This is a genomic window from Amycolatopsis sp. NPDC028719, assembly GCF_055565395.1.
On the sequence record NZ_JBVHUL010000005.1, the window covers coordinates 855,394 to 877,943 of the forward strand.

The window sequence follows — 22,550 nt, forward strand, 5'->3', positions numbered from 1 at the left end:
TAGGTCAGTGCTGACACCACCCGGACCAGGGGGCACCCTAGTGTTGGTGGGAGTTGACACCACCCTGGTGGGCGCGCAAGCGGAGCTCGTAGTGCAGGCCAAGTGGCGGGAGCAGCCCAATAGGGACGCCCCCGAGCACGTCCGCGATCAGGCCGAACTGTGGGCGGGACAGGCACGCACCGAACTGGAGTGGGCGAAGAGCCTGAGCAAACGACTGTCTGAGGGCGCCTACACCATGGCCGATGATCCGGGTTCGTGGCGAACGGTCCCCGGTCACCTCAAGATGCGCGCCTAATCAACCTTGACTAGACGTTTCCTCCTCGTCTACTCTGGCCCAGTAGTCAAACTGGACTAGTCTCTACCAATCCGTTCGCGACACCGGGAGAAGGAATCGAACCCATGGGAAAGCTCGCGATCGAGACGAGAGGGTTGAGCGGAGGTGGGCGCATGTCGGCGACGAAGCTCCTGGTACTCGGTATCGTGCACCTCTCCGGCGGCGCGCATGGTTACCAGGTGCGGTCCGAACTGCAGAGCTGGGGTGCGGAGAGTTGGGCCAAGATCAAGCCCGGCTCGATTTATCACGCGCTGAAGAAGGCGGCGGCTGATGGCCTCCTCACCGAACACGCCGCGCCGGGCAACTCCGGGCCGGAGCGCGTTCTGTACCGCGCGACAGCTCGGGGACGTGACGAGATGGTCGAACTGGTCCGCGACGGTCTGCGGCGCACCCACGACCCGGACATGCTCAACGCGTCCATCGCCATGTTGCCCATGCTGACCAGGACAGATGCCATCGCGCAGGTTAACGAGCGGGTCGCGCGCCTGGAAGCGGAGCTCGTAGTGCAGGCCAAGTGGCGGGAGCAGCCCAATAGGGACGCCCCCGAGCACGTCCGCGATCAGGCCGAACTGTGGGCGGGACAGGCACGCACCGAACTGGAGTGGGCGAAGAGCCTGAGCAAACGACTGTCTGAGGGCGCCTACACCATGGCCGATGATCCGGGTTCGTGGCGAACGGTCCCCGGTCACCTCAAGATGCGCGCCTAATCAACCTTGACTAGACGTTTCCTCCTCGTGCACTCTGGCCAAGTAGTCAAACTTGACTAGCTCAACCAATCCGTTCGCAACACCGAGAGAAGGACTCGAACCCATGGGAAAGCTCGCGATCGAGACGAGAGGGTTGAAGAAGAGCTTCGGCAAGACCCACGCGGTCGCCGGTGTCGACCTGGCCGTGAGCGCCGGTGGCGTGTACGGCGTGCTCGGCCCGAACGGGGCGGGCAAGACCACCACGATCCGCATGCTCGCCACGCTCCTGCGCCCCGACGCCGGAGAGGCGCAAGTGCTCGGCTACGACGTCGTGCGTGATGCGCGTTCGGTACGGACCCGGGTGAGCCTTACCGGGCAGTTCGCGTCGGTCGATGAGGATCTCACGGGGGTGGAGAACCTGGTGCTGCTCGCCAGGCTGCTCGGCTACTCGCGCCCGCGGGGCAGGCGGCGAGCGGCCGACCTGCTCGACGCGTTTGGCCTCGCCAATGCCGCCGACCGGCAGGTGAAGAAGTACTCCGGCGGGATGCGCCGGCGCATCGACATCGCGGCGAGCCTGGTCGTCCCCCCGGAACTGATCTTCCTCGACGAGCCGACCACCGGGCTCGACCCGCGCAGCAGGAACCAGGTGTGGGAGATCGTCAGGGGTTTGGTCGCCGAAGGCACGACCGTGTTGTTGACCACGCAGTACCTCGACGAGGCCGACCAGCTGGCCGACCGGATAGCGGTGATCGACCACGGGAAGGTGATCGCCGAGGGCTCAAGCGACCAGCTCAAGGCATCGGTCGGCGCCGGCTCGCTGCACGTACGCCTCCGTAGTCCCGAGCAGCGGGCCGAGGCCGAACGGGTCCTCGCCGCCGCTCTCGACGTGCCGGCCGAGCCGTCCGCCGACCCGGTCGCGCTGTCCGCGCGGATCTCCGACCCCGAGCGGGTCGCCCGCGCCCTGGCCGAGCTATCCCGCGGCGGCATCGACGTCACCGAGTTCGCGCTCGGTCAGCCGAGCCTGGACGAGGTGTTCCTCACCCTGACCGGACACGCCGCCGAGGAGACACCCAAGGAGGATGCCGCATGAATGCCACGTCCGCGGAGCAGGCGTCGCCGCCGGTCACCGAGGACGCGCTGCGCAGTGTGCTCTTCGCCGGTGAGCGCCCGCCCCGACCCGGCCCGGTGAGCACCTCGTTGACATTCGGCTGGCGCGCCCTCCTGAAGATCAAGCACGTGCCCGAGCAACTCGTCGACGTGACCATGTTCCCGATCATGTTCACGTTGATGTTCACCTACCTGTTCGGTGGCGCGCTCGCCGGGTCGACACAGGAATACCTGCAGTTCCTATTGCCGGGCATCCTGGTGCAGGCGAACGTCATGATCACCATGAACACTGGTATTACGCTGAACACCGACATTCAGAAAGGCGTTTTCGACAGGTTCAGGTCGCTCCCGGTGTGGCGACCGTCCCCGCTGGTCGGCGCCCTGCTCGGCGATCTGGTGCGCTACTCGATCGGGTCGGCGATCGTCATCATGCTCGGCCTGGTCCTAGGGTTCCGGCCGGAGGGTGGCGCCGCCGGCGTGGTGCTGTCGGTCGCGCTGCTGCTGGTGTTCTCGTTCTGCCTGTCGTGGCTGTGGACGATGCTCAGCCTGATCCTGCGCACGCCGAACTCGGTGGCGGGGGTCAGCATGATGGTGATGTTCCCGCTGACGTTCGTGAGCAACATCTTCGTGGACCCGAAGACGATGCCCGGGTGGATGCAGGCGGTCATCGACGTCAACCCGATCACCCACCTGGCGACCGTGGTACGCGGCCTGATGCACGGCTCGGTGCCCGCCGGGGAAATCGGCTGGGTGCTCGTCTCATCCGTACTTCTCGTCGCGGTCTTCGGCCCGATCGCCATGGTCCTCTACCGCAACAAGAAGTAGATGCCGCTACCGCGAGCACTTGGTCGAGATCAACCCCGACAACCCGGCCGACGCCATCACCGGTACCAGGCTCGGACACGACAAGGAGAGCCGAATGAGCACCATCCCCAAGAACAACTCGGAAACCGTTGCGCACACGCCCGGGCGGGCGAGCAGCATCGGGGTCTGGACTCTGCAAGTCGTGCTGGCGGCGATAATCGCCGGCGGCGGAATCTCGAAGCTCGCCGGCGACCCGGTCGTGGTGGACATGTTCGCCGACATCGGGGCTGGCCAGTGGCTCCGGTACCTGGTCGGAGCGCTGGAGGTCGCGGGAGGGGTTGGACTTCTGATCCCGGCTCTGGCGGGCCTGGCCAGTCTCGGGTTGGCGGCATTGCTGACCGGTGCTGTCATCACCGATCAGTTCGTGCTCGAGCAGAGCCCTTGGCTGCCGCTCGCCCTTCTCGTCGTGGCGGCCGTGATCGCAAGGGCGCGGTGGTCGCGCACCGAGGCCGTCGTCGGCACGCTGCTCAGGCGCTGAGACAAACCTCTCGAACGGAGATGTGAGATGAACGAGATGGCCTTTCGCGTGACATCAAACGATGGCACCACCATCGCCTACGACCGGAAGGGAAGCGGCCCGGCTGTCGTCCTGGTAGGCGGCGCACAGGACGACGGAGCCGAGAACGCTCCCTTGGTACCTGCTCTCGCCGAGCACTTCACGGTTTACAACTATGCCCGTCGGGGACGCGGCGCGAGCGGCTTCACCGAGCCCTACGCCGTGGAGCGGGAGATCGAGGACCTGGATGCGTTGATCGCGGAGGCTGGTGGCTCGGCACACCTGTTCGGGGCGTCCTCTGGTGGCGCGTTGGCGCTGGAGGCCGCCGCGGCCGGGTCAGCCATCGACACGATCGCCGTGTGGGAGGTGCCCTACGCGGTCGGGGACGACATACGCCCGCGATTCGAGGAGTACGTCGCGGACACCCGACGCGCCTTCGACGCCGGGCGAGACGAGGAGGTTCTCGAACTGTTCATGCGCATGACCGGCGCCTCCGATGACAACATCGCGGCCAGGAAAGCGGCAGGCAAGCAGACGGCGCATTGGGCGGATTCGGTCGCCCTCGCGCCCACGCTGGTCCACGACAGCCTCTTCCTCAACCACTACCAGTTGCCGGCCGATCGACTGGCAACGGTCACCCAACCGGTCCTGGTCACCACCGGAGGACCGATCACGGTCCCCTACATGGCAGGCCTGCCCTCGGACTTCTTCGACCGCGCAGCCGACGAGCTTGCAGACCTACTACCCCACGTTCAACGGGAGACCCTCGAGGGGCCGGATCACGTCGTCGACCCACAGATCGTCGGCCCGCTGTTGCTACGGTTCTTCAGCAGCGAACACTGAGGGGCCCGCGAGGTGTTGCGGGAAGACCGATTAGGCACCGCGCAAGCGGCGTCTGGGCGATCGCCGCCGCCAGGCGGGGGTTGCGCGCCGCGAGGCGGAAGGCGTGGCCGCCGGAGAGGGAGAAGCCCCAGATCACCAGCTTCGCCGGGTCGACGTTCGGCAAGGTGGGGGCGAAGTCGATCGCCGCTTGCCAGTCGGCCAGTTGCTCCTTGACGCGGATGACCTGGCGCGGCCGGCCTCCGCTCTCCCCGAAGTGCCGGTAGTCGAGGGCGAGGACGGTGAACCCCGCCTCGTGGAAGCGCACGGCGAACGGGTCGGTGCCCGGTTCCTTGGTCACCCCGCCGCCCGGTGTCATGATCACGCAGGCGCCGTTGGTTCCCGGATAGTGCCAGGCGACGCACTCGGCGTCACCACTGATGAAGCGGACCTTTTCCCGATTCTCGGACACGCGCACGACGACCTCCTTTGGGCTCGGCGAGGGCAAAGCCTTCTCGCGGAAACGTCCGCGGCGGATCTTCTCCGGTGTCACCCGGCCGCCTCGAAGTCGGCGACGTGGTCGGCGGCCCATTCGGCGAAGGTGCGCGGCGGGCGGCCCAGGAGCTTCTCGAGTTCCGGCGTCGGCGGGAACTGCGGGCGTGTGTGGTGCGCGGCGTAGCGAGCCATCATCGCGGTGACGAACGGCTCCGGCAGGCCGTTGGCCAGCATGCCGCGTGCCGCAGGTTCGGCCGGGACTTCGTGGAACCGCACGGGTTTCCCGAGCGCGACGCCGATCTGCCGGACCATCTCCTCGTGGGAAAGCGACTCCGGACCGGTGAGGTCGATGCGCCGGCCGAGCAGGTCGTCGTCGGTGAGGGCCCTCGCCAGCACCTCGGCCAAGTCGCGTTCGTCCAGCGGCGACTCCTCGAAGCCGGCGTACACGTAGCGGACGTCGCCGCCCGCGCGGATTTGCCCGCCCCACGCGGTCAGCGCGTTGCCGGCGAACGAGCTGGGCCGCAAGCTGACCCAGTCCAGACCGCTGGTCGCGACCGCGTCGTCGGCCTCTTTGTTGCGGTCACCGCGAAAGCGCGACGGCTGCGCGTCGAGCCGGTCGTCCACATTGGCCGCGGCGAGCGCCACGACCCGGCGGACGCCGAGGTCCCGAGCCAGCGCGACGACGTCATGGGCGGCATCGCCGACGGCGCGCGAGTGGAGGAACAACGCGTCCGCGCCGCGCAACGCGTCCACGAGGGTTTCTGGTTGGTGCGGGTCACCCTCGACGACTTCGACGCCGGCGGGCAGCCCCGCACTTCGCGGCGAGCGCGTGACGGCGCGAACCTCGTGGCCTTCGCCGCTTCCGGCGAGTTCTGAGGCCAGAAGGCGTCCGACGAGTCCGGTCGCCCCGGTGAGCACGATCATGGCAAGCCTTCCTTCCGGGGCGACTCGCTCCGGAGTCACTCGGTCCTCGATAGATAATACGAGAACCATATCATACGTATCTCATATAAATGGTGGAGCGAGCTGATGCTCGGACGGCCGGATCCGGGACATCCCCCGTAGTGCAGGCGGCGTCGGGATCATTCCCTGATGCTGGTTGCGTCGGCCCGGTCGCGGTCGCGCCCGCACGGTCAGCGGTCCGGTGCAGCGCCACATTCGGCGGGCCCCGAGAGATGGCTCCTGCGACTTGTCATGCAGCGTCGTGAACCTTTCGCGTGTCTTCGCCGACTGAACAGAGGAAGGAGGGCAGATGAGCGATGAACTGCTGATCGTGCGGTGCCGGCTGGGGGAGCGCGACGCGTTCCGCGAGCTGGTGCACCGCTGGCACGGTGCCGTCGAACGCTACGTCCGGCGGATGCTCGCCGGCCCGGACGACGACGTCGTCCAGGAGGTGTGGCTGGCGGTGTTCATGGGACTACCGAAGCTGCGGAAGCCCGAACGGTTCACGCCGTGGTTGTTCACCATCGCCCGCCGCGCCGTGATGAACCGGCTGCGCGACACCTACGGCCGGCCCGGACCCGAGCCCGACCCGCCGGCGGAGTCCTCCGGCCCGGACGAGACCGACGCGGTCGCCGACCGGGAGGTGCTCGCCAGCGCGTTGGGCGCGCTGCCGGTCCGAGAACGCGAGGTATTGCTGCTGTTCTACCTCGAAGACCTCCCGCTGGAGACGTGTGCCCAGGTTTGCGGCGTGCCGGTCGGCACGGTGAAGTCGCGGCTCAACCGGGCCCGGCGGCTGCTGCGGGACGAATTGATGCGGAAGGAGTACGAGGCATGACCCCGGAAGAGGTGATCCAGCGGCTCGAGCGGCCGCTGTCCCTGCGGCGGCGGGTGGGCTACGTGACCGTGGCCCTGGCGGGACTGCTCGGCAGCGGCGTGGTTGCGCTGTTGTGGGCGACGGAACCGGGACTTCCCCCGCGCACCAAGGTCGCGTTCGCCGTGCTCGTGGCGATCGGTCTGGGGTGGGCGGCGTTCGGTACCTGGGCGGTGACGCGACGCGCCCCGCTGTTCGCCCGTGACCGCGTCGTCGCCGGCTGGCTCGGGGTGGCGGCGTGGGGGTTGTTCACCGTCGGCGCGCTGGTCGTCACGACTTTGCGGCACCGCGTCGAGCCCGAACTCATTTTAGTGGTGCTCGTGCTCGGTGGCGTAGCGTTGGTGCGACTGCGGGCTGCCCGACGCGCTCGTGCGGCGCTCCTCCTGCGCCGAGAGCAGCTGAGTCGGCGTGCGGAATAGCTGGTCTGCAAGCCGATCCCGGCGACGCGCGTGACGTCAACAGTGCCCGCGGCCCCCGCGTCGGCAAGGTGAGGTCGCCGCCGTCGCCTGACTGGTGGCCGGCCGCGGCCAGCGGGTGTGGCTCGCCGACCAGTATCGCGAGCGCTGTCGCGAGTTCCTCCAGCGTCGGGATGACGTAGGTGAGCGTGTTGCCGCTCCGCATGCCGCCAGGCGTGTGACCGGCATAGGCCGCTGCCATCGCGTAGCCGAAGTTGCGCTCGACCCAGGTCAATGTCGTGTACCGGAGCCAGTGAGCGCAGACGCCCAGCCGGTCGACCCAGTCCACATGCCGGCGGAGACGCTGCCAGAGCCCCTGGTAGTAGTTCCTCCCGATGGGGCGCCCACCGGCGTACCTGAAGATCAGGTCGTCGGGTTCGCCGAAGCGGTTGCGGATGTCGAAGTGTTCGATCAGGGCGGCCATCAGCGTGGGCGACACGGGTTGCTCCCGTGCCCTGCCCTCTCTCTCGCAGCCAGATGGTGCAGTCCTCCTCGTTCAGGTCGCGGCGCCGGAGGGAAAGGACACCGCTGCGTCGACAGGCTGTCTCGGTGTGCTGTCGTAGGACAAGCGTGTCCAGTGCAGGGTCGGGGCCAGTGGTGCCGGCTTCTTCGACCTCGGTGGCGAGGTCGAAGAGTTCTGTGTAGGTGGGTTCGTCGACCCGGCGCTCGCCCCACTTGTCGACGAGGAAGCGCCAGTAGTTGCTCCACAGCTGGCTGGAACTCGCCGGGGTGTTGGAGGCGACTCTGGGTATGTACTCCCGGGCGAGCCGGGATTCCTTCGACTTCACCCACTTCGGGATCGGAAAACGCGGGTGCCGCTGAAGATGCGTGAGCCGTCGCGGTGGAGGAGGTACTCCGCATGCAGGACGCGGGCGTAGGCGGCTATGTCGTCGGGCCGGCCCGACGGGAGTGATCTGCAAGAGAGTCCTCAGCCACGCTTGACACATTAACAAAGTTCAGGCACGTTAGAACTTAACTTAGTTCAGGAGCGTATGTGGTGCAGCACGTCCTGGGCTTCCCAGCGCGCACGCCGGAGTTCCTTTGTTCGTGCCATCGGGCCGTCCCGCGGAAGGAAGCATGTCGTGACGATGAGCATTGCGGAAGAACCGTGGGACTGCCCGGACGGCGTCCGGCTGCGCCGCGCCATGCACGTCGAACTGGCCGCCCGGTACGGGATCCCCGACCAGGAGACCGAGCCACCGACCGCCGAAACCGTCAGCGCGTTCCTGATTGCCCGCGCCGGCGACGGCGAAGCGACCGGTTGTGGCGCTCTGCGCCTGCTGGACGACGGCACGGCCGAAGTCAAGCGGATGTACGTGACGCCGCAGGCACGCGGCACCGGAGTGGCCACCAGCATCCTCCGGGCACTGGAGGACCAGGCCCGACGGCACGGGATCAGTTCACTTGTGCTGTCGACCGGCGTGAAGCAGCCCGACGCGATCCGGTTCTACGAACGCGAGGGCTACCAACGGATCGACGGATACGGGCCGTACGTCGGTGAGCCGCTGGCCAGGTGCTTCACCCGTCAGCTCCGCTGAAGGACCTGCCGGGCACCTGAGCGAGGACTTCGCCCCCGGGCGTGAATTCTCGATAGGATCGGGTTGAGATCGGGGCACCGTTCAGCGGAATGCCCGATAAAATGAAAGGTGCACAGTGGATCGACTCGACGTGCAAGTCGGCGGAACAAAAATCGCCTACCTGAAAAGCCCGGCCGACGACGATGCTCGGGCGGTTGTGTTCGTCCACGGCAACTCCTCGTCAGCCGGCACGTGGCTCCCGCTTCTGACCGGTGATTTCGGACGGCGGTTCCGCTGCTTCGCGCTGGATTTGCCGGGGCATGGGCACTCCGAGCCGGCTCGTGATCTCGCCGACTATTCACTGCCGGGATACGTGGCCGTACTCACCGGCTTCATGCGGGAGCTCGATATCGCCGACGCGGTCGTCGTCGGATGGAGTCTGGGCGGGCAGATCGCCATGGAGGCAGCGCCCGAACTTCCCGATGCGGCCGGCTTCCTCGTATTCGGTGCCCCACCTGTCGGGACGCCGGCACAACTGGCAGAGGCGTTCTTGCCGAGCCCGGCCATGGCCGCGCTGTTCGGCGACCAGGTTTCCGAGCCCGAGGCGAAGTCGGTCGCCGGGTGCTTCGTCGCGACCGGCTCGTCGTTCGATGTCGGAGAGTTCGTCTCCGAAATTCTCAGCACGGACGGTGCGGCCCGCGCGGGACTCGGAGCCAGCCTCGGCGCGGGCCGTTTCGCGGATGAGATCGCGATCGTTTCGGCTCTGGAACAACCTCTGGCTATCGTGCACGGTGAGGCTGAGCAGCTGGTGAGCCTCGCCTACCTGCGCAAGCTGGACTTTCCCGCGCTGTGGCGTGACGAGGTCCAGGTGATTCCCGGTGCCGGCCACGCATTACATCAGGAGGCACCTCAAAAGTTCGCTGCCCTGTTGGGAGAGTTCGTCGGTGAGGCTGTTCACGCCGGGTGACAGGCGATTTGTTCGCTCTCCATTCGGACTCGTTCGCTCGTGGGGAAGTGCCGTGAACGAGGCCCTTTACCCGGTCGCCCCCGGAGCCGGGGCCGACGCGCGGAAGGTGCGCCGGTAGGTCGACGGCGCGACTCCCGCTTCCGCCGCCAGGTGCCGACGTAGCGATGTGGCGGTGGCGAAGCCGACCTCGTGGGCGACTCGGTCCACCGGCAGGTCGCTGGACTCCAGCAGGTGCCGCGCCCGCCGCAGGCGGTGCTGGGTCAGCCAGCGACCGGGACTCATGCCGGTCTCCTCCCGGAAGCGCCGGGCGAAGGTGCGGGTGCTCATCGCCGCGTGGGTGGCCAGTTCGTTCAGCGACAGCGGCGTTTCGAGGCGCTGCAGCGCCCAGTCACGCGTCGGCCCGGTGCCGGTCGCGCTCGCCGGCGGCATGTGCTGTTCGATGTACTGCGCCTGCCCGCCGTCCCGGTACGGTGCCGTGACGCACTGGCGGGCGACCTGGTTGGCCACCTCGCTGCCGTGGTCCCGGCGCACCAGGTGCAGGCAGACGTCGATCCCGCTCGCCGCCCCGGCCGAGGTCAGCACGTCGCCGTCGTCGACGAACAGCACGCCGGCATCGAGCTCGACCCGCGGGAACAGTTCCCGGAAGTAGTCGGCCAGCGCCCAGTGCGTGGTGGCCCGCCGCCCGTCCAGCAGACCGGCCGCCGCCAGCAGGAACGCACCGGTGCAGATGGACACCAGCCGGGTGCCGGGGCGCACGCGGGACAGGGCCGCGACGGCCCGCGGGTCCGGGGCGGCGGCCGAGGCCGGGGAGAGCGCGTACGGCGGGATGACGAGGGTGTCCGCCTCGGGCAGTACCTCGGGACCGTGCCCGGGCGTGACGGTCAGGTCCGCGTCGGTGCGTACGGGCTGTCCGTCCACGCCGGCGGTCACCACCTCGTAGCGGCCACCGGCCGAGCCCAGGACTCGGTGCGGGATGCCGAGTTCGAAGGGGTAGACGCCGTCGAGGGCGAGGACGACGACTTTGTGGGCGGCGGAGTCGGGGGGCATGGCAAGAACATATCGGAAGATGACTTTCTTGCCATCGCCGCGAGCTGGGGCATCCCGCCAGGATCACGACATGACTTCGACAGACACCGCCGGACACCCCGGCTCCACGAGCACCCCGACGATGCTCGCCCTGCACCAAACCGCTCTTGGTGGCCCCGAGGTCCTGCGGCTGACCGAACTTGCGCGGCCCGCGCCCGGCCCGGGGGAGATCCTGGTCGCCGTACACGCGGCCGGACTCAACCCCACGGACTTCAAACACCGCGCTCACCCCATTTTCCTGCCGCCACCGCCGATGACCCTGGGGTGGGACGTCTCCGGCACCGTGGCGGAGACCGGCGTCGGCGTCACCCTGTTCCGGCCTGGTGACGAGGTGTTCGGCATGGTGCCTTACCCCCACGGCGCCGGTTCCCACGCGGAGTACGTGACCGGTCCCACCCGCGCTTTCACGGCCAAGCCCGCCGGGATCGGCCATGTCCAGGCGGCCGCTCTGCCGCTGGCCGCGCTCACCGCCTGGCAGGCGCTCGTCGACACCGCGGACCTGCGGGCGGGGCAACGGGTGCTGATCCACGCCGCGGCCGGCGGTGTCGGTCATTTCGCGGTGCAGATCGCCAAGGAGCGGGGCGCGCACGTCACCGGGACCGCGAGTGCCGCGAAACACGACTTCCTGCGCGAGATCGGTGTGGATGCCTGCATCGACTACCGCAGTGAGGACTTCACCGCCACCGGACAGCGGTACGACGTCGTCCTCGACGCCCTCGGCGGCGAAACCGCGACCCGTTCGGTGGGTGTGCTCCGTCCCGGTGGGGTCCTGGTGTCCCTGGTGCCGGTCGCCGAAGACACCCAGGCCGCCGCGGAGAAGGCGCAGGTCCGCGCCGTGACCCTGCTCGTCGAGCACGATCAGGCCGGGATCCGCGCTGTCGCCCGGCTCGCCGACCGGGGAAAGCTCCACGCGCACGTCTCCGGCACCTTCCCCCTCGCCGAAGGCGCCCGGGCTCACGCCCTGGGAGAGACCGGGCACACCACGGGCAAACTGGTCATCACCGTGCGCTGACCCCGAGGTTCTTCGCCGATCCGTCCCCGGCGCCGGCCGTCCGCAGCAGCACCTTGATGGGTGCGTCGGCTGCCTGCGCGAGCTCGAACGCCTCCGCGACCGACTCCAGTGGCAGCACCGCGACGGGGAGCCGGTCGAGGCCGAGCTCGTCGCCGGCCAGCAGCGAGACCGCCTCGGCGAAGTCACGGCGGCTGTACACCCGGGCGCCGATGATCCGCTGCTCGGCGAAGCAGAGGGCCCGCAGGTCGACGGGCGGGGGCGTCTTGTAGACCGCCACCAGCACGATCGAGCCGGTCTCGCGCGCGGCGGCCGGGAGGACCGCGGCGACCGCGGGGTGGCCGGCCGCGTCGAACACGACGTCCGCGCCCTCGCCGTCGTTCGTCGAACGGAACCAGGCCACCGGGTCGAGGCCGGCGGGCGCGATCTCGAAGCCGCACCGTTCGGCCGTGGCCCGCCGGGCGGGTTTCGGCTCGACGACGACGACCCGCGCCGCACCGTTCCGCCGGGCGACCAGGGCGGTGAGGATGCCGATCGGCCCGCCGCCGAAGACGAGGACCGTCGCCCCGGCGGCCGGCTCGGCCCGGCCGACCGCGTGCACGGCGACGGCGAGCGGCTCGGCCCACGCCGCGAGCCGGGCCTCGACCCGCGGGGCGACGGGCAGGACCCGGTCGACGGGTACCGCGACGAGCTCGGCCAGCCCACCCGGGGCGTCGATTCCATACAGTTCCAGGTTGCGGCACACGTGCCGGGCCCCGTCGCGGCAGGCCCGGCAGCGACCGCAGGCGATCAGCGGCTCGACGGCCACCCGGGTGCCGGCGGGCGGGCCGCCGCCCGCTGACGACAGCTCGACCGTCCCGACGATCTCGTGCCCGAGGATCAGCGGCGCCTCGGCGCGGGGATGGGCGCCGGCGAGGATCGCCAGGTCGGTCCCGCAGATCCCGCCGTACTCGACGCGGACCAGGACTTCGCCGTCCTTCGCCAGGGGACGCTCGACGTCGCGCACTGCCACCGCGCCCGGCCCGGTCCAGACCGCGGCACGCATCAGGGCCGGGCGCACCGGCTCAGCGCCGGAACTGGTCGACATAGCCGGCGCCGAGGCCGTTGGCCGCGTAGTGGGCACGGCACATGTCCAGCTTGGTGAAGGCGTCCTCGTAGCCGATCTGCACGCCGTCGTCGTCGAGGTAGATCATCGCGCCGCTGATGTTGAAGAACGTGATCATCTCGGTGCAGTGCTCCGGAACCCGGAGGGTGTGGATCTCGCCGGGCGGCTCGTAGACGAAGCCGCCCTCGCGCGCGGTCCACTCGTGCTCGTCGTACTTCCACTCGCCCTTGAGCACGTAGCCGACGACGATGCCGGGATGGCGGTGCCGGGACACGATGCCCGACCTCGTCACCTTGAGCAGGTTGCACCACTGGCCGGTCACGGTGTTGATGAAGAGGGGCCGGAAGAAGACCCCGGGTGCCTGGGGAACCCACACCCGGTCGTCGCCGGGCAGGGCGTCGACGGCGATCTCGAGGGGGATGTCGGTCGAGACGGTGATCGGTTGCATCGCGGGACCTCCTAGTAGCGGTGGGAGCCGACGGCCCCGGGGAACTCCGGTTCGGTTTTGCTGCGCACCGCGGCGATGCCCGCCTCGGCGTCCGGGAGCGTCATGCTGTGCGCCTCCATGTAGAGCGAGTGCTCGAAGATCCCGATGTTGTGCAGGTACCAGTCGTTCAGCGCCGCCTTGGTGGCCTGGATGGCGAACTGCGGACCCCGGGCGAGCCGCACCGCGATGTCGTTCGCGGTGGGCATCAGCTCCTCGTGGGGCACGCACTTGCCCACCAGCCCGATCTCGGCGGCCTCCCGGCCGTCGATCCGGTCGCACAGGAGCAGGTGGTACTTCGAGCGGGCCAGCCCGATCGCCAGCGGCCAGACCAGCGCGGCGTGGTCGCCGGCGACCAGGCCCAGCTTGATGTGGCCGTCCATGAGGATCGCCCGCTCGCTGGCGATGCTGATGTCGGCGAGCAGCGCGATGGCCAGGCCACCGCCGACCGCGACCCCGTTGATCGCGGAGACGATCGGCTTCCGGCAGGCGATCATGTTGCGCACCAGCGCCCGGCCGTCGCGGGTGTCGACGCCCGCGGGACCGTTGCCCGCATCGAGGTCGCCACCCGCGCTGAAGGCCCGGCCCGCCCCGGTGATCAGGGCGACGTTCATGTCGGGGTCGTCGTCGAACTCCCGCCAGATCCGCCCCTGCTCGCCGTGCCCGACCTCGCCGGACGCGTTCAGCTTCTCCGGCCGGTTCATGGTGATGCGCAGGACCCGGTCGGCACCGGGCTCGACCTCGAGGAATTCGTAGTCGTCGTACATCTGCTGCTTCCCGTCGTCGATGGAGAGGTGCCTTTACGTCGCGACCGCGGCGATCGCCTCGGCGAACACGCCCGGTGCTTCCACGGGCACGAAGTGGCCGGCCCCCGGCACGGGCACCACCGTGACGTCCGAGAAGAACGCGTCGAGCCGGTCGGACCACGTGCGGGGGAAGAGCGGGTCGTGGTCCGGCCACAGGAACGTCGTCGGGACGGCGATCCGGTCGGCGGGATCCGGCTCGGTCTCGGCGAGCGCCCGGGCGACCAGTCCGCTCCCGGCGCGGTACCAGCCGATCGACGCGACGAACGCCCCGGGAGCGCCGTAGGCGGCGGCGAGGTGGTCGAGCCGCTCGTCGTCGACGGTGTGGTCCGGGCCGGACCAGTGCGACCAGAAGTGCTTCAGGTAGGCGCGGGCGCGGCCCACGTCGCCGTCGATCAGTTCGCGGGCGAGTTCGAGCTGGTGGAACGGCTGGTACCAGAACTCGCGAATCGGCTCTTCGGCGAGGACCCGTCGTCCGGCACCCGGAGCCGGCGGGGTGATCACCAGGGCGCGCACCAGGTCCGGCCGGTCGACGGCGAGCTGGAGGCCGACGCGGCCGCCGATGTCGTAACCACCGACCACGGCCGCCGAGATCCCCAGCTCGTCGAGCAGCCCGGCCACGCTCTTCGCTTGGCCGGGTGCGCCGTAGTACCCGGCGGGATCCCGGTCGTGCTTGTCGGACTCCCCGAACCCCCGCAGGTCGGGTACGACGACGTCGTGGCCGAGGCCGGCGAGCCGGGCGGCCACGGCCGCGTGGTCGGTCCGGTCACCCGGCCAGCCGTGCACCAGCAGGACGGGAGATCCGGCCGGGTCACCATGCCGGTCGTAGGCGAGGCGGAAGCCGTCGGTGGGCTGGGACAGCACCGTCATCGTCCGGTCGATTCGCTCAGCGTGACGTGCCGGCCGGAGAGCTCGGCCAGCTCCGCGACCCCTAGCAGGCGGAGCGTGCGGGTCAGCTCGGTGCGCAGGATGCTCACCGCCCGGTCCACGCCGCGCTCGCCGCCCGCCATCAGCCCGTAGAGGTAGGCCCGGCCCACCAGGACGCCGCTCGCCCCGAGGGCGATCGCCGCGGCGATGTCCGCGCCGGACCGGACACCGCCGTCGACGAAGACCTCGACCCGGTCGCCGACGGCCGCGCGGACCTGCGGCAGCACCCGCAACGGCGTCGCCGCCCGGTCCAGCTGCCGCCCGCCGTGGTTGGAGACGACCACGGCGTCGGCTCCGGCCTCGACCACCTTGCGGGCGTCCTCGACGGTCTGGATCCCTTTCACCACCAGCGAATGGGGCCAGGCGGCACGCAGCCAGTGGAGGTCGTCGATGCCCGCGCTGGGGTCGAACAAGCTGTCGGCCAGCTCGGCGGCGGTGCCCTTCCAGGAGCCGAACGAGGCGAACTTCAGCGGGTCGGTGGTCAGCAGGTTCGCCCACCACCGCGGATGGAGCGCGATGTCGGCGAGCGTTCGGGGGCCGAGCATCGGCGGGATGGTGAGGCCGTTGCGCAGGTCCCGCAGCCGGGCGCCCGAAACCGGGGTGTCGACGGTCAGCACCAGTGTGTCGTAACCGGCGGCCAGTGCTCGTTCGACGAGGTCTTTCCCCGCCGCCCGATCGCGCCAGAGGTACAACTGGAACCATTTCCGGCCGGTGGATTCGGCAGCGGCGAGGTCCTCGACGGAGGTGGTGCCCATTGTGGACAGCGTGTAGGGGATGCCCGCCCGGGCGGCGGCGCGGGCCACGGCCACCTCCCCTTCGTGGTGCATCATCCTGGTGTACCCCGTCGGCGCGAGCACGACGGGGAGCTCCGACTTCTTGCCGAGCAGAACGCGGTCGAGCGCGACCCGGGAGACGTCGCGCAACACCGCCGGGTGGAAGTGGACGTCCCGGTAGGCCGCCCGCGCACGGGCCATGCTGACCTCCGACTCGGCGCCGCCGTCGACGTAGTCGAACACGGCGCGGGGAACGCGCCGCCGGGCGATCGCGCGGAGGTCCCCGAGTGTGTGAGCGCGGGCGAGGCGGTGCTCCGTCGTCGGCGGGGCGAAAGCGCGCAGGTCGATCACCTCGGTCAGGTCTGACCACTGTGGACGACGACGTCGCCGTCGGATCGGCTCGGCTGGCATGGTGTTCTCCTTCGGGGTTCGGCGGCGGCGTCAGATGTGCCGGTCGACGCCACGCCAGTACGGCTCGCGCACGCGGTTCTTGAGCACTTTCCCGTTCGGGCTGCGCGGAAGTTCCTGGACGAGGTCGATGCGCTTCGGAGCCCGGATACCGCCCAGCCGTTCGCGGCACCAGGCGAGCAGCTCCTCGGGGGTGGCGTCGGCCCCTGGCCGCAGCTCGACCACGCCGGTCACCGCTTCGCCCCAGTCCGGATGCGGAATGCCGACGACGGCGCAGTCACCCACCGCCGGATGGCTCCACAGGACCTGTTCCACCTCGCTCGGGTAGACGTTGAACCCACCCGAAATGATCAGGTCCTTCTTCCGGTCGGTGATGTACAAGTAGCCGTCGTCGTCGAGGTGGCCGACGTCGCCGGTGTGCAGCCAGCCGTCGACCACCGTCTCGGCCGTCTGCTCGGGCTGGGCGTAGTAGCCCGCCATGACCGTGTCCCCCCGCACGCAGATCTCGCCCGCCGTCCCCCGGGGCACGACGTCGCCCTTGCCGTCGCGGATCTCGAAGGAGAGGAGCGGGGTCGGCCGGCCACACGAGGCGAGCCGGGTCTCGTCGAGGCTGCCGTCCGGTTCGAAGAGTTCCGCGCAGCGCATCAGCGCGATCGTTCCCGGCGACTCGGTCTGGCCGTACGCGGCCGTCATCACCGGCCCGTAGACGTCGATGGCCTGCCTGAGCCGCTCGACCGACATCGGGGCGGAGGCGTAGATCAGGTAGCGCAGCGACGAGAAGTCGCGTTCCTGGCCCGCCAGGTGGTCGAGCCAGCGGTAGATCACCGTCGGGGGCAGGAACATTTCGGTGATCCCGTACTGCTCGATCACGTCGGCGAGCACCGTGTGGTCGGCCTTCTCCAGTACCACGACCGTGCCACCCCGTGCGGTCGCCGGCAGGCTGAGGAGCCCGCTGGTGTGGGTCATCGGCGCCGCCGCGAGGTTGACGATCGGCTGGTGAGCCTCGTAGTTCAGCAGCATCAGCAGGTGCGCGGTGGACGTGTGGAAGTTGCGGTGGCTGCTCATCACGCCCTTGGGCCTGCCCGTGGTCCCACCGGTCGGCGAAATCGCGACGATGTCGTCGATCGCGGTGTGCACCTCCGGGGGTTCGGCCGGGTAGGCGGCGCACCAGCGGTGCAGTCCCGGGCCGTCCGCCGGCTCCCGGTCGAGGCAGACGGCCAGCCGGAGAACAGGCGACTTGGCCCGGAGCGACTCCACCACGCCTGCCAGGGACGAGTGGTAGAAGATGGCTTCGCAGTCGAAGGCCGCGGCGAGCTCCGCCGTCTCGTCCGGCGGCATGGCGGGGTTCAGCGGCACCCACACCATCCCGGCGCGCCAGCTGCCGAGCACGCAGATCCAGGCTTCCGGGTGGTTCGGCGACAGGACAGCGACCTTCGCGCCCGGCTTCAGCGCGGTGCTCAACCCCTGTGCCACCCGGCAGGACAGGGCATACGCCTCGCGGTAGGTCCACTGGCGGTCGCCCATGATGTACGCCGGACCTTCAGGGTTCTGACGAAACCCTCGATCGAAGAACTCGGTGATCCTCACACCTGACGTCCCTTCGCTGTGGCGGGGTGCGCTGTGCACCGACGTCTCGATCGTCCAATGTGGCCGCCACCGCTGCTACGGCGAGCGCCCCAACCGTCGGCGGCGACGATTGGATGCCGCTACAACGTCTGGCACACTGCGGTGACAGGAGGCCGGATTGAAGCAACCAGCATTGCGCGCCGATGTCGCCGCGCAATCGTTCCGCGACGCTGTGGCAAGGCTGATGGACGATGTCGGCGAACTCGTCGCGCGAACGGTCGAGGACGGCGACGAGCAACGGCCGCCCTACGCGGTGGTGCCGCGAAGTGCCATCGAGGCGTCGGTCCGGATGAACCTCGAGACCGTGCGCAACTCACTGCTCGCCGGCTCGCCCGTCGTCGACGACCGCGATGTGGAGGCACTGACCATCCGGGTCGACGAGCGCCTCGGACAGGGCCTCGGGGTCGAGGACGGGATCCAGGGCTGGCGCAAGTCCATCAGCGTCATCCAGGAACGGTTCCTCGAGATCGCGGCCGAACAAGGCGTCGACGCCGTCGTGGTGCTCGATGCCGTTCGCGTGCTCTGGCAGCTGAGCGACCTGATGACGAACCAGATGGCCGCGCTCTTCCGGAGCCGGCAGCTCACCGGCGCCCTGCGGCGTTCCCAGCTGCGCGCCGAGTTCCTCGAGAAGGTCCTCGCCGGGAGGCTGCCGGCTTCCGAGGTGCACGCGCGGGCGGAGGAGCTCGGCCTGGACACCACCATCGACTACCTGACGGTGAAAGCCGGCACCGCGCAGGGCGCGTCGGTGGAGGCCCTGCGACGTCGCCTGGAATCGCGGGCGAGCGACCTGGTCGTGGTCGCCGACGGGTACTGCTTCGGATTGCTGTCCGGTCCCGTCGACGTACTGGCACCCGAGGACGTCGTCGCGCTCGGGCCCGCGGCACCGTTGCCCGAGGCCGGGGCCTCGTTCGAGCTGGCGGAACGTGTCTACGACTGGATGGGGCGACACGGCGTTCGCGGCCGGCGCAGGATCGAGGACATCGGCTGGCGGCTCGCAGTGGACTGGGACGAGGCCGTCACCTCACTGCTGCTTCGCCGCTACCGGGCGCCGCTCGAGTCGATGGGCGAGTTCGGCGCGCTCATCTGGCGCAGCATCCGCGCCTACGTGAGCGCGGACAAGAACGTGGCTCGCGCGGCCGAGGCACTGGTCGTCCACCAGAACACCCTTCGCTACCGGCTCGCGCGCTTCACGGAGATCACCGGGGCGAACCTGGATTCCACGGATACGTTGCTCGAAGTGGCCTGGGCCCTCGCCGCGGACCCGGACGAGCCGGCCTGAACCGCCCGGCCGGCCCGCCCTCCGTCACGGCTTCGCGTCGTCGGCCCCGACGGCGACGGGCTGATCCGTCGCGGCGGCCACTCTCGCCCGTGCCGTGCGCCGGACGATCGCCGCGGCGCACCAGCCGGACAGCAGGACGACCACCGAGAGGCCGATGCTGAGCAGCGTCGGGCCGTTCGGCAACGTCGCGACCAGGGTGGCGGCGAACGGCGTCAGACCGCCGATGACGACCCCGAGCTGCATTCCCAGCGACACGCCCGAATAGCTGACCTTCGTGGCGAAGGCCTCGGCGAGCATCACGGGGTACACGCCGGTGATGACGGCCCAGCCGATGCCGAAGAGCAGCAGGTAAGCGCAGATCACCAGCGCCGGGGAGCCGCTCCCGATCATGGGGAAGAAGAACAGCACGGAGATCGCGATGACCACCGCGCCCGCGAGATACGTGGGCAGCCTGCCGAAACGGTCGGACAAGGCGCCCGCGGCGGGGACGAGGGCCAGGTGCAGCGCGCCGCTGAGGATGATCCCGAGCAACGGCAACGAGGCGGGGACCCCGTGCTCGCGTGCGTAGGCCAGGCTGTAGACGACGGTGATGTACGAGGCCACCGCCTGGCCTGCCTGCACGCCGCCGGCCAGCAGGATCTGGACCGGGTGGGTGCGGAGGACCTCGCGGAGCGGGGAGGCCGGCACCTGGTCGTTCGCCTTGTTCCGCTCGAAGTCCGGGGTTTCGGCCAGTCCGGACCTGATCAGGAGTCCGATGAGGACGAGGAGACCGCCCGCCCAGAACGGGATGCGCCAGCCCCACGCCTGCACCGCCGCGGGGTCCATCGTGTTGCTGACGGCGAGGAACGCGAGGTTGCCGAGGACCAGGCCGACGGACACGCCCGTTCCGGGCAGTGACGCGAACAGCCCTCGGCGCCCCTCGGTGGCGTGCTCGGCGACGAGCAGGACCGCCCCGGCTTGTTCGCCGGCGAAGGCGAACCCCTGGGCGAGCCGGAGCACGACGAGCAGCGCCGCTCCCCAGTAGCCGATCGAGCCGTGTCCGGGCAGGCAGCCGATCAGCACCGTCGACACGCCCATGATGAGCATCGTCGTGACGAGGACGTTCTTCCGCCCGAGCCGGTCACCGAGGTGGCCGAAGACGATCCCGCCGAGCGGGCGGGCGAGGAAGCCGACGCCGAAGGTGCCGAACGACGCGAGCACACCCAGCGTCGGATCGACGGAGGGGAAGAAGACCGGCCCGAAGACCAGGGCCGCGGCCAGCCCGTAGATGGCGAAGTCGTAGTACTCGAGGATCGACCCGCCCAAGCTCGCGGCGGCCGCCCGCCGCGTTTGCTTCAGAGCCGGGGCAGGGGAGGTCCCCCGCTGGTCTGTTGTCATGACCGTACTCCTTTGTGCGGTTGGGCGGAGGTCGTGCGGGACGGCCTCGGAGCTACTGGTTCTCGGCGGTGACCCGGATGACGACCTTCCCGACGACGGTGCCGGTGGACAGGGAGCCCTGTGCCGCCTCGGTCTGGTGCCAGGGGACGACCCGGTCGATGACCGGGCGCAGGGTCGTGAGGTCCAGGTCCCGGACCTGCTGGTAGAGATCGGCCAGCTCGGCCGGGGTGCGGGTGCGGAACGTGACCCCGCGGAGGGTGAGCTGCTTCAGCGAGAACGCCTCCAGATCCGCCGTCGCCGCCGCACCCGCGGCCCGCCCGACGTTGACGATCCGCCCTTTGGTCGCCGCCGCGGCGACCAGGTCGGGGAAGTAGCTCCCGCCGACGTGGTCGATGGCGACGTCGGCGCCCGTCCCTCCGGTCGCGTCGAGCACGCGGTCCGCGAAGCCGGGCCCCGCGCTGTGCAGGACGAGGTCGGCACCGAGGCGGTGCAGGACGTCGTCCGCGCGGTCCGATCGCGCCACGGCGATGATCCGGCCGGCGCCGAGGTGCCGTGCGAGCTGTACTCCCTGCAGGCCCATGCCCGAGGTGGCCCCGGTGATGACGACGTTCTCGCCGGCACGCAGGCCGTCGGCCGCGGTCAGCGCGCTGCATTCGGTCAGCAGGCCGACGATCGCGGCCGCGCCCTCCTCGTCGGACCACTCCGGCGGGACCGGGACGGTGAACCGCGCGTCGGTGACCACCTGCTCGGCCAGGCTGCTGGGCACCATGGCCATCACCCGGTCACCGACCCGCACGCCGGTGACGCCGGCGCCGACCTCGGTGACCTCCCCGGCGGCGTCCAGGCCCGCCACCCACGCGACGCCGTCCGCCGGCGGCTTGCCGTACCCGCCCTGAGGCACGAACTGGTCGACGTAGTTGACGGAGACGGCGCGGACGGAGATCCGGACCTGGCCGTGGCCGAGACCCGGTTCCGGGACGTCGCCGAGGGCCAGCGTCGCGCCGTCGGTGTGCCGGTGAATCAGCACGGCCTTCATCGCGGCGTCCCGGTGACCTCGGACAGGAGGGCCGCCAGGTCGCGGACGGGCTCGGTGCCGTCCCAGCCCTCGGCGGCGTGCGCGATCGCGTCGAACAGCGCGCGCTTGTCCGCCCCCCGCTCGGAGATCTCGATGGCGGTGCCGTCGGGGGATTCGCGGTCGAAGTAGGCGAACCGGCTGTCGGGCGTGCCGGGAAGCGACGTGCCGCGGTGGAGCTCGACGTACCCGCGGGCCAGCGCGGCCGCCACCCCGGCGTCGAAGTGCTCGGTCCAGAAAGCGACGTGGTGCAGGCCCTCGCCGAACTTGCCGACGAAGGTGTGGAAGAACGTCGGCGAGTCGTCGCGCAGCTGGACGAGCTCGATCTGCACGCCACCGGACTGCGCCAGTGCGCCGTTGTCCTCCAGGTAGTAGAACGGCCCCACGCCCGGGCCTTCGAGCCACTGGCGCATGGCCGCGTGGATGTCCGTGACGATGTAGCCGAGTTGCCGGATCGGGCCGAAGGGCGTGGTCATGGGTCTCCTCGGAGTGGGTCAGATGATCGGGTGCACGAGCCGGTGGGTGAGCGTCCAGCGGCCGCCCGGCCCGCGGCGCACCGTGTCGGTGAACTCGCCGACGCTCAGCCGTCCACCCGAGCGGAAGGTCACCACCTTGGAGCGGCAGGTCGCCGTGCCCGGCCCCGCCGGCCGGACGGACATGGTGGACAGGTGGTGGCTCACCGCGGGGTCGGCCGAGTTCTCGAGCGTGTCGACGAGCTCCGCCAGGCTGTGGAGGTACGTCTTCCCGGGGTTCTCGTACCGGACGTCGTCGGCCAGCAGTCCGCTCAGCCGTTCGGCGTAGTCGCCGCCGCTGTCGAAGGCGAACGCGATCTCGGCGATCAGGTGCTGGATGGCGAGGATTTCGCGCTCGGTCAGGGGATCGGTCGCTACCGGGGCGTCGGTCCTACTCACAATGGCTCCTGCTGACCTCGTTGGCTGAGCAGTTCTGGTATGACGGTGCTCACTCTTGGCCACCCGGGCAGGGAGGGGTATGGCGGTGCGGCCAACTCTGCCGCACCGGGGTTGTGCCGCGCTCCAACCAGGACTGG

General features: G+C 69.9%; 25 protein-coding genes. 12 read left to right on the forward strand and 13 right to left on the reverse strand.

All coding sequences use genetic code 11. The annotated features are described in order from the left end of the window. Window positions 1-46: 46 nt before the first annotated feature. The 6 genes from ACZ4TR_RS27310 (at window position 47) to ACZ4TR_RS27335 (ending at window position 4,330) form a co-directional block, all read left to right on the forward strand. Window positions 47-295: a hypothetical protein gene (locus ACZ4TR_RS27310; RefSeq protein WP_465289603.1), complete on the forward strand. Its 249-nt coding sequence runs from the start codon at window positions 47-49 to the stop codon at window positions 293-295. A 152-nt stretch (window positions 296-447) separates the two neighbouring features. Then, window positions 448-1,041, forward strand: coding sequence for a PadR family transcriptional regulator (locus ACZ4TR_RS27315; RefSeq protein WP_465289604.1), 594 nt, complete (start codon window positions 448-450; stop codon window positions 1,039-1,041). 103 nt (window positions 1,042-1,144) lie between these two features. After that, window positions 1,145-2,110 carry an ATP-binding cassette domain-containing protein gene (locus ACZ4TR_RS27320; protein WP_465289605.1) on the forward strand — a complete coding sequence of 322 codons (966 nt, stop codon included), beginning with the start codon at window positions 1,145-1,147 and terminating at the stop codon, window positions 2,108-2,110. After that, the gene (locus ACZ4TR_RS27325) at window positions 2,107-2,952 is read left to right on the forward strand and encodes an ABC transporter permease (RefSeq protein WP_465289606.1); all 846 of its coding nucleotides are present in this window, start codon (window positions 2,107-2,109) and stop codon (window positions 2,950-2,952) included. Before ACZ4TR_RS27320 ends, ACZ4TR_RS27325 begins: the two co-directional genes overlap by 4 nt. A 19-nt stretch (window positions 2,953-2,971) precedes the next feature. Next, entirely contained in the window at window positions 2,972-3,469 is a 498-nt protein-coding gene (locus ACZ4TR_RS27330) for a DoxX family protein (RefSeq protein WP_465289607.1), read from the forward strand. Window positions 3,470-3,496: 27 nt separating this feature from the next. Beyond that, window positions 3,497-4,330, forward strand: a complete 834-nt coding sequence (locus ACZ4TR_RS27335) for an alpha/beta fold hydrolase (protein WP_465289608.1) — start codon at window positions 3,497-3,499, stop codon at window positions 4,328-4,330. Here ACZ4TR_RS27335 and ACZ4TR_RS27340 read toward each other — a convergent pair. After that, a complete protein-coding gene (locus ACZ4TR_RS27340) occupies window positions 4,314-4,859 on the reverse strand; it encodes an alpha/beta hydrolase (RefSeq protein ID WP_465289609.1) in 546 nt (181 codons plus the stop codon). The genes ACZ4TR_RS27335 and ACZ4TR_RS27340 overlap by 17 nt on opposite strands. Continuing rightward, window positions 4,856-5,725 (reverse strand): NAD(P)H-binding protein, encoded by an 870-nt coding sequence (locus ACZ4TR_RS27345; RefSeq protein ID WP_465289610.1) that lies wholly within the window; start codon window positions 5,723-5,725, stop codon window positions 4,856-4,858. The genes ACZ4TR_RS27340 and ACZ4TR_RS27345 overlap by 4 nt, the downstream gene beginning before the upstream one ends. A 328-nt stretch (window positions 5,726-6,053) precedes the next feature. Here ACZ4TR_RS27345 and ACZ4TR_RS27350 point away from each other — a divergent pair, with 328 nt between their 5' ends. The 4 genes from ACZ4TR_RS27350 to ACZ4TR_RS27365 all read left to right on the forward strand — a co-directional run bounded on the left by ACZ4TR_RS27350 (window position 6,054) and on the right by ACZ4TR_RS27365 (window position 9,553). Then, window positions 6,054-6,578, forward strand: coding sequence for an RNA polymerase sigma factor (locus ACZ4TR_RS27350; protein WP_465289611.1), 525 nt, complete (start codon window positions 6,054-6,056; stop codon window positions 6,576-6,578). Further along, complete coding sequence (locus ACZ4TR_RS27355) at window positions 6,575-7,033, forward strand: hypothetical protein (RefSeq protein ID WP_465289612.1); 459 nt, start codon at window positions 6,575-6,577, stop codon at window positions 7,031-7,033. Before ACZ4TR_RS27350 ends, ACZ4TR_RS27355 begins: the two co-directional genes overlap by 4 nt. A gap of 1,124 nt (window positions 7,034-8,157) precedes the next feature. Beyond that, window positions 8,158-8,607, forward strand: coding sequence for a GNAT family N-acetyltransferase (locus ACZ4TR_RS27360; protein ID WP_465289794.1), 450 nt, complete (start codon window positions 8,158-8,160; stop codon window positions 8,605-8,607). A 115-nt stretch (window positions 8,608-8,722) separates the two neighbouring features. Next, on the forward strand, window positions 8,723-9,553 hold the full coding sequence (locus ACZ4TR_RS27365; RefSeq protein ID WP_465289613.1) for an alpha/beta fold hydrolase: 831 nt from the start codon (window positions 8,723-8,725) through the stop codon (window positions 9,551-9,553). A 66-nt stretch (window positions 9,554-9,619) separates the two neighbouring features. Here the strand turns inward: ACZ4TR_RS27365 and ACZ4TR_RS27370 are convergent, their stop codons facing one another. Further along, on the reverse strand, window positions 9,620-10,600 hold the full coding sequence (locus ACZ4TR_RS27370; RefSeq protein ID WP_465289614.1) for a GlxA family transcriptional regulator: 981 nt from the start codon (window positions 10,598-10,600) through the stop codon (window positions 9,620-9,622). Between the two features lie 70 nt (window positions 10,601-10,670). Between ACZ4TR_RS27370 and ACZ4TR_RS27375 the strand changes: the two genes are divergently transcribed. Then, window positions 10,671-11,651, forward strand: a complete 981-nt coding sequence (locus ACZ4TR_RS27375; protein ID WP_465289615.1) for an NADP-dependent oxidoreductase — start codon at window positions 10,671-10,673, stop codon at window positions 11,649-11,651. On the opposite strand, the gene ACZ4TR_RS27380 is transcribed toward ACZ4TR_RS27375, so the two are convergent. Genes ACZ4TR_RS27380 through ACZ4TR_RS27405 form a run of 6 tightly spaced genes read right to left on the reverse strand, consistent with a single transcriptional unit; the run spans window position 11,638 to window position 17,774 of the window. Further along, on the reverse strand, window positions 11,638-12,735 hold the full coding sequence (locus ACZ4TR_RS27380; protein ID WP_465289616.1) for a zinc-dependent alcohol dehydrogenase: 1,098 nt from the start codon (window positions 12,733-12,735) through the stop codon (window positions 11,638-11,640). The genes ACZ4TR_RS27375 and ACZ4TR_RS27380 overlap by 14 nt on opposite strands. After that, a complete protein-coding gene (locus tag ACZ4TR_RS27385; protein WP_465289617.1) occupies window positions 12,713-13,201 on the reverse strand; it encodes a 2,4'-dihydroxyacetophenone dioxygenase family protein in 489 nt (162 codons plus the stop codon). The genes ACZ4TR_RS27380 and ACZ4TR_RS27385 overlap by 23 nt, the downstream gene beginning before the upstream one ends. Before the next feature lie 11 nt (window positions 13,202-13,212). After that, window positions 13,213-14,004 (reverse strand): enoyl-CoA hydratase/isomerase family protein, encoded by a 792-nt coding sequence (locus ACZ4TR_RS27390; RefSeq protein ID WP_465289618.1) that lies wholly within the window; start codon window positions 14,002-14,004, stop codon window positions 13,213-13,215. Between the two features lie 33 nt (window positions 14,005-14,037). After that, a complete protein-coding gene (locus ACZ4TR_RS27395; protein WP_465289619.1) occupies window positions 14,038-14,910 on the reverse strand; it encodes an alpha/beta fold hydrolase in 873 nt (290 codons plus the stop codon). Then, entirely contained in the window at window positions 14,907-16,151 is a 1,245-nt protein-coding gene (locus ACZ4TR_RS27400; RefSeq protein ID WP_465289620.1) for an alpha-hydroxy acid oxidase, read from the reverse strand. The genes ACZ4TR_RS27395 and ACZ4TR_RS27400 overlap by 4 nt, the downstream gene beginning before the upstream one ends. 30 nt (window positions 16,152-16,181) lie before the next feature. After that, a complete protein-coding gene (locus tag ACZ4TR_RS27405) occupies window positions 16,182-17,774 on the reverse strand; it encodes a class I adenylate-forming enzyme family protein (RefSeq protein ID WP_465289621.1) in 1,593 nt (530 codons plus the stop codon). Between the two features lie 184 nt (window positions 17,775-17,958). On the opposite strand from ACZ4TR_RS27405, the gene ACZ4TR_RS27410 reads away from it, so the two are divergent. Then, window positions 17,959-19,053: a PucR family transcriptional regulator gene (locus ACZ4TR_RS27410; protein WP_465289622.1), complete on the forward strand. Its 1,095-nt coding sequence runs from the start codon at window positions 17,959-17,961 to the stop codon at window positions 19,051-19,053. Window positions 19,054-19,077: 24 nt separating this feature from the next. Here ACZ4TR_RS27410 and ACZ4TR_RS27415 read toward each other — a convergent pair whose 3' ends face one another. The 4 genes from ACZ4TR_RS27415 to ACZ4TR_RS27430 are packed head-to-tail and all read right to left on the reverse strand — an operon-like array spanning window position 19,078 to window position 22,413. After that, window positions 19,078-20,430: an MFS transporter gene (locus ACZ4TR_RS27415; protein WP_465289623.1), complete on the reverse strand. Its 1,353-nt coding sequence runs from the start codon at window positions 20,428-20,430 to the stop codon at window positions 19,078-19,080. A gap of 52 nt (window positions 20,431-20,482) precedes the next feature. Then, on the reverse strand, window positions 20,483-21,466 hold the full coding sequence (locus tag ACZ4TR_RS27420) for a quinone oxidoreductase family protein (RefSeq protein ID WP_465289624.1): 984 nt from the start codon (window positions 21,464-21,466) through the stop codon (window positions 20,483-20,485). After that, window positions 21,463-21,978, reverse strand: a complete 516-nt coding sequence (locus ACZ4TR_RS27425) for a VOC family protein (protein ID WP_465289625.1) — start codon at window positions 21,976-21,978, stop codon at window positions 21,463-21,465. The genes ACZ4TR_RS27420 and ACZ4TR_RS27425 overlap by 4 nt, the downstream gene beginning before the upstream one ends. A gap of 18 nt (window positions 21,979-21,996) precedes the next feature. Further along, window positions 21,997-22,413 carry a YybH family protein gene (locus tag ACZ4TR_RS27430; RefSeq protein WP_465289626.1) on the reverse strand — a complete coding sequence of 139 codons (417 nt, stop codon included), beginning with the start codon at window positions 22,411-22,413 and terminating at the stop codon, window positions 21,997-21,999. Window positions 22,414-22,550 lie beyond the last annotated feature (137 nt).